Raw genomic sequence first — 13,061 nt, forward strand, 5'->3', positions numbered from 1 at the left:
CGTCTTACTCATACCCTTCTTTCCCACCCGGAGACGCACCATGAAAAAACTTGCCCTTGCTATGACTTGCCTGTCTGCCTCGCTGTTGACATCCGCGGCCTTTGGCGCCCAGTCGGGCTGCGATACGCCCCGCAATGCGTTCGATCAGCTGTATTGCTCCAGCACCATCTTTGCGCAGACCGACAAGGACCTGAACACCACCTACGGCGCCTTGCGCAAGCAATTGCAGCCTGCGCAGCAGGAAGCGCTCAAGCAGGGGCAACTGGCCTGGATCAAGAAGCGCGACGACGAATGCAGCTACGAGAAGCCTAACGGTTACTACGTCAACCTGACCTGCGCGGTGAAACAGACCCAGTCACGGCTGGATTTCCTGAAGGCGCGGCAGCGCGAATGCGGCAGCACCGGGTGCGTCACGTCGAAACTGGGCGAATGATTCCCGGCGATACGCAGTAGACTAAGGGTTTTCACTGACCCGGCCTCTCCAGGCCCTGTCTGGAATCCCTGATGTCTTCCCCTCCTGTCTATTCTCCCCGCGCCGTCGCCATGGCCGCGCTCGCCTTGGCCATCGGCGGCTTCGGCATCGGTACCGGCGAATTCGCCATCATGGGCTTGCTGCCCAATGTGGCCGAACACCTGCAGGTATCGGCGCCCGAAGTGGGCCACCTCATCAGCGCCTACGCCCTGGGGGTCGTGATCGGCGCCCCGCTGATTGCGGTCATGGCGGCGCATCTGTCGCGCAGCACTTTGCTGTTCGGCTTGATGATCTGGTTCGTCGTGGGCAACTTTGCCAGTGCTTTTGCACCGGGCTATTACTCGTTGATGGCCTTCCGTTTCCTGACCGGCATGCCGCACGGCGCCTATTTTGGCGTCGCCGCCCTGGTGGCGGCGTCCATGGTGCCGCCGCATCGGCGGGGGCAGGCGATCGGCAGGGTGATGCTGGGGCTCACGGTCGCCGCGCTGATCGGCAACCCGCTGGCGACAGGCCTCGGCCAATGGCTGGGCTGGCGTGCCGCGTTCGCGGCCGTTGGAACCATCGGCATCATCACCCTGATCATGCTCAACAAATTCGTGCCGCACCAGGCAGACCAGCCGGTCAGCAGCGCGCGGCAGGAACTGGGCGCGCTGCGGCGCGGCCAGGTGTGGTTCACGCTGGGCATCGGCGCCATCGGGTTCGGTGGCCTGTTCGCCGTGTTCAGCTATATCGCGCCGACACTGACGCAGGTCACGGGCCTGGGCGAGTCGTGGGTGCCGATCGCGCTGGCCGTCATGGGCGCGGGCATGATCGCCGGCAACATCGCCGGCGGCTGGCTGGCGGATCGCGCGCTGGTGAAGTCGATCGGCGGCGTGCTGGTGTGGACCATGCTGGTGCTGGCGATCTTCCCGTGGATGGCCGGCAATACCTGGACCATGATGCTCGACATCTTCCTGATCGGAACCGGTCTGGCCTTGGGTCCGGTGCTGCAGATCCGCCTGATGGACGTCGCGGCGGATGCGCAGACCCTGGCCGCGTCCCTCAACCATTCGGCGTTCAACATGGCCAATGCGCTGGGTGCGTGGCTAGGTGGCGTGGCCATCACGGCCGGATATGGCTGGACATCGACGGGCTGGGTCGGCGCAATGCTGGCGCTGGCCGGGCTGCTGCTGTTCGGGCTGTCGCTGCTGCACATGCGTCGCATGGAGACGGTTTCCGGGGCGGCCTGAGCGTCGGCCGACCGGGGTAGACGTCTCTGGGTCGCGGGGGAGTCCATATCAGGGCTTTCCCGCGTCTCCCCTAATGTAAGTTGATTTATATAAAGCGGCCTTATATAGTTCGCGAATCGACCCGCGCGGTGATCGTGCGGCAACTTACAACGAGGAGACGATCCATGTCCGAGCAGTCCAGCACCGCGCAAGAAACCCAGGCCAACGACGCACCGCCCGTCCTGGTCGAATTCGAAGATGGCATTGCGTGGGTGACCCTCAATCGCCCGCACAAGCGCAATGCCATCAACCCGGGCATCGTCTACGCCATGCTCAAGACCATGGAAGACCTGGAAACGGACGACCGGTGCAAGGTGCTGGTGCTGACCGGCGCCGGCGACGCCTTCTCCGCCGGCATGGACCTGCGTGAATACTTCCGTGGCACGGACAACAATCCCAAGGAACGCGTCAAGCTGTTCCGCGCCAACGGCCAGTGGCAGTGGCGCATGCTGCGCCATTATTCGAAGCCGACCATCGCCATGGTCAATGGCTGGTGCTTCGGCGGCGCGTTCACGCCGCTGATTTCGTGCGACCTGGCGATCGCCGCCGAAGAAGCGCAGTTCGGCCTGTCGGAAATCAACTGGGGCATCATCCCCGCCGGTGTGGTCAGCCGCGCCGTCGCCCAGCTGGTGCGCGAACGCGAAGCCATGTACTACGTCATGACCGGCGAAAAGTTCGACGGCAAGCGCGCCGCGCAGATCGGCCTGGTGAACGAAGCCGTGCCGCTTGCACAACTGCGTGACCGCGTCCGCGAACTTGCCAAGGTGCTGATGGCAAAGAACCCGACCGTGCTGCGCACGGCCAAGATCGCGCACCGCATCGCATCCGAAATGACCTGGGAGCAGGCGGCCGACTACCTGATGGCCAAGGTCGATCAGTCCACGTTCCAGGATCCCGAAAACGGCCGCAACACCGCCATGGGTCAATTCCTCGACGAAAAGACCTTCAAGCCGGGCCTCGAAACGTACCGCCGTTAAGGCGCACTATCGTTGGCAGGTGGACGGATGGTTGTTATCTGCAATCATCCGTGAAAGAACATCAGGGGATGAACGATGACCAGGAATGCACTGGAGCGCCTGTTGCGGCCGCGCTCCATCGCGGTGGTGGGCGCCTCGCCCGAACCCGCATCGGTAAGTGGCTTGCTGCTGACCAATATCGGACGTTTCGACTACGGCGGTGACCTGCACCTGGTCAGCCGCAGCCGCGACGAAGTCAACGGGCGGCCGTGTCTCAAGTCCATCGATGATCTGCCCGAAGGCGTGGATGCCGCCGTGCTGGTGGTCCCGCAAGTGGCGGTATATGACTCGGTGGAAGCCTGCGGCAAACGCGGCGTGGGCGGCGCGATCATTTTTGCATCGGGCTTTTCGGAACTGGGTGATGAAGGCCGGGCCGCGCAGGACCGGCTGGCCGACATGGCGCGCGGTTATGGCATGGCGCTGCTGGGTCCGAACTGCATGGGCTTCGTGAACTTCAGCGATCACGTGCCGCTGACCTTCGAGCCCGTGCCCGCACGCAAGACCATGACTGGCCCCAAGGTCGCGATCATCGCGCAAAGCGGCGCCATGAACGGAAACCTGCGCGCCGGCCTGACGGCACGGGGCGTCAACGTATCGTTCTCGCTGTCGACCGGGAATGAGGCGGTGACCAGCGCCGAAGATCTGCTTAGTGCACTGATCGATGCCGACGACGTGGACGCATTTGCGATCTTTGTCGAGATGCTGCGCAAGCCCGCGCTGTTCCTGCAGGCGGTGGCCCGCGCCCGCGCGCTGGGCAAGCCCGTCGTGCTGATGCACCCCGGCCGCAGCCAGCGCGCGCGCGAAGCCGCGCAGTCGCACACCGGCGCACTGGCGGGCGACTATCAGGTAATGCGCACGCTGGTCGAGCGTGAAGGCGTGGTGGTGGTCGACACGCTGGACGAACTGTTCGATGTGACGGCGATCCTGGCGCGCTATCCCGTTCCGATTCAGTCGGGCAAGGCAGCCGTGTCGTCGAACTCGGGCGCCCTGCGCGGCGTGGCGATCGACTTCTGCGAAGACGTCGGCATGGAACTCGCCACGCTGTCGCCACAGACGCTCACTCGCATCAACGAAATTCTGCCGGACTTCGTTACGGCGGATAACCCGCTCGACCTGACCTCGCAAGGCATGCAGCGGCCAGAAATCTTTGGACAGACGGCGCAAGCCATCCTGGACGATCCGGCCGTCGGCAGTCTGATCGTGCCCTTGATGGGCGGATCGCCGGCGCAGCAGGTGGCCAAGGCCAACTCCTTGCTGCCCGTCATGATCGCGTCGCAAAAGCCCGTCGCCTTCTGCATCATGGGCGACACCGCGCCGCTGGCCGAAGAATTCACGCGTCTGGTGACTGAAAGCGGCATGCCGTTTGGCCGGTCGCCCGACCGTGCCTTGCGCGCCATGGCGCACGTCCACCGCTACGGTCAGCTGAACACGGCAAGCGGCGAGCGGGCCGAAGGCGGTCAGGGCAGGAAGCTGCCCGATCTGAAGCCAGGTCCGCTGGTCGAGTATCGCGGCAAGGCCTGGCTGCGGGACCTGGGCATCAAGACGCCCGACGGTGACCTGGCGACATCCATTGAAAGCGCCCTGGCCGTGGCGGATCGCATCGGCTATCCGGTCGTGCTGAAGGCGCAGGCCGCGCAGCTGATGCACAAAAGCGATGTAGGCGGCGTGGCGGTGAATGTGCGTGATGCCGGGGCCTTGCGCGACGCATGGTCGCGCATGCAGGACAGCATTGCGGCCAAGTGCCCGGGGCTGGTGCTGGATGGCATCCTGGTCGAAGCCATGTCGCGTCCGGGCCTCGAAATGGTGATAGGCGGCCGACGGGATGCCAATTGGGGCGTGGTGATGCTCGTGGGCCTGGGCGGCATCTGGATCGAAGCCCTGCATGACGTCAAGCTGTTGCCTCCCGACCTGACCGTGCCGCAGATCATTGCGGCCATGCATACGCTCAAGGGCGCCAAGCTGCTGTCCGGCCTGCGGGGCAAGGGGCCGGTCGATGTGCAGGCCGTCGCCGAAGCGGTCTCGCGGCTCGCTGCATTGATGCTGGCCAACCCCGAGATCACCGAGATCGACGTCAACCCGTTGATCGCCCTGCCGGAAGGCGAAGGGGTGGTCGCGCTGGACGCCTTGTTCGTGATGTGAAGGAGACACGCATGCCCGCCGTCCTGGACGACGACAGCTTTCGGCAGTTGATGGATTCCATCAACCGGTTCATCCAGCAACGGCTCAAGCCGCTGGAAGCACAGGTGGAAGAGACCGAAGAAGTCCCCGCCGACCTCATTGCCACCATGCAGGAGATGGGCCTGTTCGGTCTGGGCATTCCCGAAGCCTACGGCGGCTTCGAGTTGACCCTGCGGCAGGAAATCGAGGTGCAGATGGCGTTCAGCCAGGTGTCACCGGCCTTCCGGCTGGTGTTCTGGCCGAACGTCGGCATCGGCAGCAAGGGCATCGTGATGGCCGGTACCGAGGCCCAGAAGCAGGCCTATCTGCCCGGGCTGGCGAGCGGCGAACTGCGCGCCGCGTTCTGCCTGACCGAACCGGAAGCGGGGTCTGACGCCGCCAGTCTCAAGACGTCGGCCGTGCGCGATGGCGATGACTTCGTATTGAATGGCACCAAGCGCTACATCACCAACGCGTCGCGCGCCCACGTGTTCACGGTCATGGCGCGCACCGATCCGGGCAAGCCAGGCGCCGACGGCGTGACCGCGTTCATCGTGGATCGCGACACGCCGGGTCTGCACATCGGCACGCCCGAACGCAAGATGGGCCAGCGCGGCTCGCCCATCTGCGACGTGATCCTGGAAAACGTTCGCGTGCCGGCCAGCCGCATCGTGGGCGGGCCGGCGAACGAAGGCAAAGGCTTCCGGATCGCCATGAAGGTGCTGGACGCGGGGCGCATCAGTGTGGCCGCGTCGGCGCTGGGCATGGCGAAACGCCTGATCGACGAAGCCGCCACCTACGCGCTGCAGCGCAAGCAGTTTGGCCAGGCCATTGCACAGTTCCAGCTGGTCCAGGCCATGCTGGCCGATTCCGAGACCGACTACCTTGCGGGCCACGCCTTGGTGCTGCGCGCGGCCGACGCGCTGGAGCAGGGCGAAGACACCCGCAACCTGGCCGCGGCCGCCAAGTATTTCTGTTCCGAAGCGCTGGGACGCACGGCCGACCGCGCCGTCCAGATCCTGGGCGGCGCGGGCTACGTGGCCGACTACCCGGTGGAACGCCTGTACCGCGACGCGCGCGCGGTGCGCATTTACGAAGGCACCAGCCAGGTTTTGCAACTGATGATCGCCCGCACGCTGCTCAAGCGCTACGAGGCCTGATCTCCTTACCAAGGAATTTCCCATGCATGCAACCGCGAACCTGGTGGGCCATGGGCCCCGGCACGTCATTGCGCTGAGCGGCTGGATGGGCAGCGCGGCCCACTGGGGCACGGTGTTCGACGCAATGGATCCGGCGGCGACCACCGTGGCCCTGATCGACTACCGCGGGTACGGCGCGGCTCGCGAGCATCCCGGCCCTTACGGCTTTGCCCAGGTGGCTGGCGATGTCGTGGCGATGGCGGACCAACTGGGCTGGGACCGCTACAGCCTGATCGGACATTCGATGGGCGGGGTCGCGATCCAGCACGTGCTGGCCTTGGCCCCCGAGCGCGTCGATGCGTTGATCGGCATCACCGCCGTGCCGGCCTGCGGCTCGCGCATGGACGACGCCCGGCTGGGTTTCTTCGACAAGGCGGTGGATGACGTCGGCGTGCGGCGCAAAATCTTCGAGGTATCGACCGGCGGGCGGCTGTCGGCCGCGTGGCTGGACCGCATGGCGGCCGAGTCCGACGGCCTCATGCGGCCCGACGCCATGCGCGCCTACCTGCGCGAGTGGGCGACCCAGGACATCTCGGCCCGGATCGCGGGACTGGAGCTGCCCGTGGGCCTGTTCATCGGGGAACACGATCCGACGCTGTCGGAGGCGCTGATGCGCGATACCTGGATGCGCTTCTATCCGAACGCCACGCTGGAGGTGATCGGCAACGCCGGGCACTACCCGATGTTCGAGGCGCCGGTGATGCTGGGCACGCGGATCGATGCATTTCTCAATGATCGAATTCGCTTGTGACTCCATCAATTTTATGTGATTCAGCTCCCCCGGGCTTTCCGATACATTGGCCGTATTCCTATAACGATGACAGCGATCGGAGACAAGCCGCTGGCATACGCCCATCACGGATGGACCCACTGTGTACCCGTTGAGCTATGTACGTCCAGACACGCTGGACCAGGCCCTGGCGCTGTTGGCCGACCAGGAAGACGCCAAGCCGCTGTCCGGCGGTATGACCCTCATCCCCACCCTCAAACAGCGCCTTGCGGCTCCGTCGCACCTGGTGGACCTGTCCCGCCTGGACGCCCTGCGCGGCATCGGTGTGGACGGCGGCGTGCTGCGGATCGGCGCCGCGACCCGGCATGTCGAGGTGGCGCGATCCGACGTGGTGGCCGGCACGATCCCGGCGCTGGCGGCCCTGGCCGGCGTGATTGCCGATCCCCAGGTGCGCAATCGCGGCACCCTGGGCGGTTCGGTGGCCAATAACGATCCGGCGGCGGACTACCCCGCCGCGGTGCTGGGGCTGGGCGCCGTCATCGTGACCAGCCGCCGCCGGCTCCCTGCCGACGACTTTTTCGTGGGCATGTTCGAAACGGCGCTGGAGCCCGGCGAACTGATCGTGGCCATCGAATTTCCGGTGCCCGAACGCGCGGGCTACCAAAAGCTGCGGCACCGCGCGACCGGCTATGCGATCACCGGCGTGTTCGTTGCGCAATTCAACGATGCCGTGCGCGTGGCGGTGACCGGCGCCGCCTCGTCGGTGTTCCGGTGGACCGAGGCCGAAACCGCGTTGGCGGGCGGCTGCCAGTCGGACCGCCTGGCCGATGCGCCGATCGACGAGACGCTGTTCAACAGCGATGCCAACGGCAGCGCCGCCTATCGGGCCAATCTGGTACGGGTCATGACCCGGCGCGCCGTCGACGCGCTGGTGGCGCGCCCCCGCTGATCGGGCGGGCAGCACGGCGCAGCCCGCGGGCGGCACGCCTTACGGCCACCGTTTGCGCCGCATCGTTGCCATGGCCCACGACGTCGAACCGCGGCATCCGTTGCCCCTCATTCTCTTTTCTTCTGGAAACGTCATGGAATTCAAAGGCAGTCATCGCATTCCGGCTCCCCGCAACCAGGTCTGGGCCGGCCTCAATGACCCCGCCGTGCTCCAGGCCTGCGTGCCGGGCTGCGAGGCCTTCGAGCCCACCGAACCGGACACGTACGCGGCGGTCGTCGTAGCCGCGATCGGGCCGGTCAAGGCCCGCTTCAAGGGCAAGCTGACCATTGCCGACAAGGTGGAAGACACTGGTTACACCATCATCGGCCAGGGCGACGGCGGCATGGCCGGCTTCGGCAAAATGACCGCCACGGTGACGTTGACGGACACCGACGACGGTTGCGAGTTGGTCTATGTGGCCGTGGCCGAAGTGGGCGGCAAGCTGGCCCAGATCGGGTCGCGCCTGATCGGTTCGGTGACCAACAAACTGGCCGACGAATTCTTCAAACGCTTTACGGCCGCCATGACCGAACGGGTGGGGCAGGCATGACGCAGGTGCACCTGACTCTGAACGGCGAGGCCGTCTCGCGCGACGTGGACGACCGCACGCTGCTGGTCGAGTTCATTCGCAAGGACCTGGGGCTGACAGGCACCCACGTCGGCTGCGACACCAGCCAATGCGGCGCGTGCACCGTGCATCTGGACGGCGTGGCCGTCAAATCCTGTTCCGTGCTGGCGGCGCAGGCCAGCGGCGGCGACGTCGTCACGATCGAAGGCCTTGCGCCATCGCCCGGCGCGCTTGGCCCGGTGCAGGAAGCGTTCGTGGCGTGCCACGGATTGCAATGCGGCTTCTGCACGCCAGGCATGATCATGGCGGTCGATCACTATCTGACGGTGGATGGCCGGCTTGACGACGCGTCGATCTGCCATGGCCTGGAAGGCAACATCTGCCGCTGCACCGGCTACGTCAACATCATCGAAGCCGTCAAGCATGCTGCGGCGGCGACGCAAGGAGCCCCGCATGCCTAAGCTGATCGGCCAGCCCATGCCAAGGGCGGAGGATGCGCGTCTGGTCGCAGGCAAAGGGCAGTACACGGATGACGTGTCGCTGCCGGGACAGGTGTATGCCGCCTTTTTGCGATCGTCGCGGCCCCATGCGGTCATTCGCGGCATGGACCTGGAAGCGGCGCGGTCCGCCCCCGGGGTGATCGCCGTGCTGACAGGCCAGGACTATCTGGATGATGGCCATCAGGGCATGGACCACGTGCCCAATCCCGCCGATGCCATCGCGCACGAACAGCGTGCGTTCAACGATTCCCTGACGGGCCACGTGTTCAACCAGCGCCATATTCCGCTGCCCATCGACAAAGTGCGCCATGTGGGCGAAGCGGTGGTCATGGTGGTGGCCGAGACGCAGCGCGAAGCGCGCGATGCAGCCGAACTGATTGATGTTGACTACGATCCCTTGCCCGCCGTGGTGGATGCGGACAAGGGGATGCTGCCCGATGCGCCACAGTTGTGGGACGACTTGCCATCGAATCTGTGCTTCCAGGTGCAGATCGGCGATCCCGAAGAGATCGCCCGCATTTTTGCCGGGGCGCACCATGTCGTGCGCCGCGAATTTCGCAACAGCCGCATCGTCAATTGCCAGATGGAGCCGCGGTCGGCGCTGGGCAGCTACGATCCCGAGTCGGGCTATCTGCTGATCTCGGGCAGCCAGGGTGTGACCCGCCAACAGTTGTGCATTGCGGATGCGCTGAAGGTGCCTCGCACGCAGGTGCGCGTGATCAGCCCCGACGTGGGCGGCGGCTTCGGCCCGCGCAGCATGGTCAACCCTGAACAGCTGGCGGTGCTGTGGGCATCGAAGCGGGTAGGGCGGCCGATCAAATGGACCAGCGATCGCAACGAGGCCTTCCTGTCGGATTACCAGGGGCGCGACCAGGTCGCGCGCGCGGCCATGGCGCTGTCGGCCGATGGCCGCATCCTGGCCGTCGACCATGAACTGATCGGCAACGTCGGGGCGCATACCGTGTCGTACGTGCCGCTGTCGAACGGGTCGCGTGTCATGACCACGGTCTACCACGTGCCCGCCGCCGCCGCGAAGCTGAGCGCCGTCATGACGAACAGTGCGCCCACCGGACCGTATCGCGGCGCGGGGCGGCCCGAATCGACGCACGTCATGGAACGCATGCTGGACATCGCCGCCCGCGAACTGGGGATCGACCGGGTCGAGATCCGCCGGCGCAATCTGATCCAGCCCGGCCAGATGCCGTACCGCAGCCCGATGGGCCTGAACTACGACAGCGGCGCGTTTGCCGCCAACATGGAACGCGCGCTGGCGGTGTCGGAGTGGGACGATGCCGAGGCGCGCCGTGCGGCGGCGCGCGCGCGGGGACGGTGGCTCGGCATCGGCGTCGCCAATTACGTCGAATCGCCCGTGGGCGCGCCCAAGGAACGCATCGAACTGATGGTGGAACCCGACGGCCGGGTGGATCTGGTGGCGGGTACGCAAACGACCGGACAGGGCCATGCCACCACGTTCGCGCAGGTCCTGGCCGACAAGCTCGGTGTGCCGTTTGACGCCATCACGCTGCGCACGGGCGATTCCGCGTTTGTGAGCGTGGGCGGTGGCACGCATTCCGACCGGTCCATGCGGCTGGTGGGTACGCTGATCGTTCAGGCCGTGTCGTCGCTGGTCGATCTTGGCAAGCCCGTGGCCGCGACCTTGCTGGACACGACCGAAGGGCAAGTCAGTTTCATCGATGGCGAGTATGTCGACGCTACGTCGCAGCGCAAGGTGGCCCTGGCCGACGTTGCCCGATGGATCGCGGAGTCCGGACTGCCGGAGGGGGCGAGCGCCGCTTCCGGGTCGTTGCGGAATTCAACGGTCGGATCCCGGCACACCCGACGGGCGCGGCGGTCTGCGAACTGGAAGTCGATCCGGATACGGGCGAAGTCGAACTCACGCGCTACACGTCCATCGATGACGTCGGCACGCCCATCAATCCGCTGATCGTGGAAGGGCAGGTGCATGGGGGACTGGCGCAGGGTATCGGCCAGGCCCTGTATGAAGGCTTCCAGGTCGATCCCGAAAGCGGGCAGGTGCTGAGCGGGTCGTACATGGATTACGGCGTGGCGCGTGCGGGCGCCTTGCCGCCCCTGCGCATCGAACTGACCGAAGACCCTACCAGCGGCAATCCGCTGGGCGTCAAGGGCGGCGGCGAAAGCGGCATCACGCCGGCCACTGCCGCCATCTTCAATGCACTGGCCGACGCGCTGCGCGAGGTCACTACCGACGAGTTGCCGATGCCCGCTACCGCGGCATCGATCTGGGAAGCCATCCATCAAGGGGACAGAGTGTGAATACCGACAAGGTCACCGTCACGCGCAACGGCGCGCTGCTCGACATCGCGCTGAACACGCCGGCCAATGGCAACCTGCTCGATGCGGAAATGGGCCGCGCCATCGTTGCCGCCGTCAACCAACTGGATGACGACATCAAGCTGATCCGACTTTCGGGCAACGGCGCCGACTTTTGCGCGGGGCGCGTGTCGCCCATGCCGGCCAAGGGCGCTGCGCCATCCGCCGAACATCTGCGCCGCACTGTGGCGATGCCGGCGCTGGAACTCTATGACGCCCTGAAGGCCACCGCGGTGCCGGTGCTGGGCGTGATCCGGGGCCGTGCGATCGGCGTGGGCTGCGCCCTGGCCGGGGTGTGCGACATCACCCTTGCGGCAGACAGCGCCACCTTCCAGATCCCCGAAATGGAGCGCGATATCCCGCCCACGCTGGTCATGTCTGCCCTGATCGGCCGCGTGCCCGTGAAGACCGTGGCGCGGATGGTGCTCACCCGCGACACCGTCTCGGCGGCCGAAGCGCTGCAGGCCGGACTGGTCAGTCAAGTCGTCACAGAGGACCAACTGGACGCCGAAGCCGAGCGCATCAGCACGATCATGCTGGGCTGCGGCGCGGTCACGATTCGTGCCGTCAAACAATTCCTGGAGCTGGCGCCGGGCCTGCCGCGCGGCACGTCCAGCGGACTGGCCGGGCATCTGGCCGGCACCGCCTTGTCGGCCAAGTTCTAGCACCGCCTGCACCGGTCGCCACCGCGGCCCGGCCGCAGGCATCCGCCGGCTTCCCATCCGTGACATCCCCAGACTTACCGGCGCGGCTACGTATCGCGCCATGCCCTACCCAGGAGACAGCATGACTTCGTTTTTTCCACGCGGCGGGCGTTTCACGCTGCCGCCTTGTCGGCCACCGGGCTGGCAGTGTTCGCAGCGGCTACCTTAGGCCTGTCATCCACCGCCCACGCGCAGGCCTACCCGGCCAAGCCCATTCGTATGGTGCTGGGCTATCCGGCAGGCAGCGGCATCGACGCCGTGGCCCGGCAGGTCGCGGCGCGCCTGGAAAAGGAAGCGGGCCAGCCGGTTGTCGTCGACAACCGTGCGGGCGCCCTGGGCAATATCGCGGCCGACATGGTGGCTAAGTCACCCGCTGATGGATACACGATTCTGTTCACGCCGAACTCGACGCACGCGGCCAACATCCATCTGTTCAAGAAGCTGCCTTTCGATCCGGTCAAGGACTTCCAGCCGGTGGGCACCGTCGCATCGCTCGGCTTCGTGCTGCTGACCAATCCCGAGGCGCGGCCCTACAAGACCGTGGCCGACCTGACCGCCACGCTCAAGCGCGAACCGGGCAAGTATTCCTGGGGGAGCGGCAACGCTACGGGGCAGGTCGCCGGCGAACTCTACAAGACCCTGGCCGGCGTGGATGCCGTCAATGTGCCGTACAAGGGCGTCCCGCAAGCCATGACCGATCTGATCGGTGGACGAATCGATTTTCTGTTTGCCGATGCGACCTTGGCGATTCCCCAGCTGAAGGGTGGCCGCGTGCGCGCGCTGGCCGTGACCGGCAAGACCCGCCCGACCTCCTTGCCCGACGTGCCCACCATGGCCGAAGCGGGCGTGCCCGGTTACGACCTGAGCGGCTGGTTCGGCATCTTCCTGCCTGCCAACGCCCCGGCGCCGGTGCTCGCAAGCCTGACGGGCTGGCTCAACACGGTCACGCGCGATCCGGCCATCGCGGAGTTCATGCGCAGCATTGGCGCCGAACCGTTGCCTGGCGGTCCGGCTGACCTGGCCACGCTGGTACGTACCGACACCGAGAAGTGGGGCAAGATCATCCGCGCGGCCGGTATCACTGCCGAATGATTGCAATCGTCAACT

General features: G+C 66.0%; 13 protein-coding genes. All 13 read left to right on the forward strand.

Features of this window, described 5'->3' with window-relative positions; translation table 11 throughout:
- Positions 1-40 precede the first annotated feature (40 nt).
- The 13 genes from ACNANG_RS23655 (at position 41) to ACNANG_RS23715 (ending at position 13,046) form a co-directional block, all read left to right on the forward strand.
- Positions 41-433 (forward strand): lysozyme inhibitor LprI family protein, encoded by a 393-nt coding sequence (locus ACNANG_RS23655; protein WP_420225067.1) that lies wholly within the window; start codon positions 41-43, stop codon positions 431-433.
- Between the two features lie 71 nt (positions 434-504).
- Complete coding sequence (locus ACNANG_RS23660; RefSeq protein ID WP_420225068.1) at positions 505-1,701, forward strand: MFS transporter; 1,197 nt, start codon at positions 505-507, stop codon at positions 1,699-1,701.
- Positions 1,702-1,865: 164 nt separating this feature from the next.
- A complete protein-coding gene (locus tag ACNANG_RS23665; RefSeq protein ID WP_420225069.1) occupies positions 1,866-2,717 on the forward strand; it encodes a p-hydroxycinnamoyl CoA hydratase/lyase in 852 nt (283 codons plus the stop codon).
- A 75-nt stretch (positions 2,718-2,792) separates the two neighbouring features.
- The gene (locus tag ACNANG_RS23670) at positions 2,793-4,895 is read left to right on the forward strand and encodes an acetate--CoA ligase family protein (protein ID WP_420225070.1); all 2,103 of its coding nucleotides are present in this window, start codon (positions 2,793-2,795) and stop codon (positions 4,893-4,895) included.
- An 11-nt stretch (positions 4,896-4,906) separates the two neighbouring features.
- Positions 4,907-6,073: an acyl-CoA dehydrogenase family protein gene (locus ACNANG_RS23675; protein WP_420225071.1), complete on the forward strand. Its 1,167-nt coding sequence runs from the start codon at positions 4,907-4,909 to the stop codon at positions 6,071-6,073.
- A 22-nt stretch (positions 6,074-6,095) separates the two neighbouring features.
- Entirely contained in the window at positions 6,096-6,863 is a 768-nt protein-coding gene (locus ACNANG_RS23680) for an alpha/beta fold hydrolase (RefSeq protein ID WP_420225072.1), read from the forward strand.
- A gap of 121 nt (positions 6,864-6,984) precedes the next feature.
- Entirely contained in the window at positions 6,985-7,791 is an 807-nt protein-coding gene (locus tag ACNANG_RS23685; RefSeq protein WP_420225073.1) for an FAD binding domain-containing protein, read from the forward strand.
- Positions 7,792-7,924: 133 nt separating this feature from the next.
- Complete coding sequence (locus ACNANG_RS23690) at positions 7,925-8,380, forward strand: CoxG family protein (RefSeq protein ID WP_420225074.1); 456 nt, start codon at positions 7,925-7,927, stop codon at positions 8,378-8,380.
- Positions 8,377-8,859: a (2Fe-2S)-binding protein gene (locus tag ACNANG_RS23695; RefSeq protein WP_420225075.1), complete on the forward strand. Its 483-nt coding sequence runs from the start codon at positions 8,377-8,379 to the stop codon at positions 8,857-8,859. Before ACNANG_RS23690 ends, ACNANG_RS23695 begins: the two co-directional genes overlap by 4 nt.
- Positions 8,852-10,843: a xanthine dehydrogenase family protein molybdopterin-binding subunit gene (locus ACNANG_RS23700; RefSeq protein WP_420225076.1), complete on the forward strand. Its 1,992-nt coding sequence runs from the start codon at positions 8,852-8,854 to the stop codon at positions 10,841-10,843. Before ACNANG_RS23695 ends, ACNANG_RS23700 begins: the two co-directional genes overlap by 8 nt.
- The gene (locus ACNANG_RS23705) at positions 10,759-11,193 is read left to right on the forward strand and encodes a molybdopterin cofactor-binding domain-containing protein (protein ID WP_420227645.1); all 435 of its coding nucleotides are present in this window, start codon (positions 10,759-10,761) and stop codon (positions 11,191-11,193) included. The genes ACNANG_RS23700 and ACNANG_RS23705 overlap by 85 nt, the downstream gene beginning before the upstream one ends.
- Positions 11,190-11,915: an enoyl-CoA hydratase/isomerase family protein gene (locus ACNANG_RS23710; protein WP_420225077.1), complete on the forward strand. Its 726-nt coding sequence runs from the start codon at positions 11,190-11,192 to the stop codon at positions 11,913-11,915. Before ACNANG_RS23705 ends, ACNANG_RS23710 begins: the two co-directional genes overlap by 4 nt.
- 165 nt (positions 11,916-12,080) lie before the next feature.
- Complete coding sequence (locus ACNANG_RS23715; RefSeq protein WP_420225078.1) at positions 12,081-13,046, forward strand: Bug family tripartite tricarboxylate transporter substrate binding protein; 966 nt, start codon at positions 12,081-12,083, stop codon at positions 13,044-13,046.
- The last annotated feature ends 15 nt before the right edge of the window (positions 13,047-13,061 follow it).

This window comes from Pigmentiphaga litoralis, from assembly GCF_048632615.1.
Classification (GTDB): Bacteria; Pseudomonadota; Gammaproteobacteria; order Burkholderiales; family Burkholderiaceae_B; genus Pigmentiphaga; species Pigmentiphaga litoralis_B.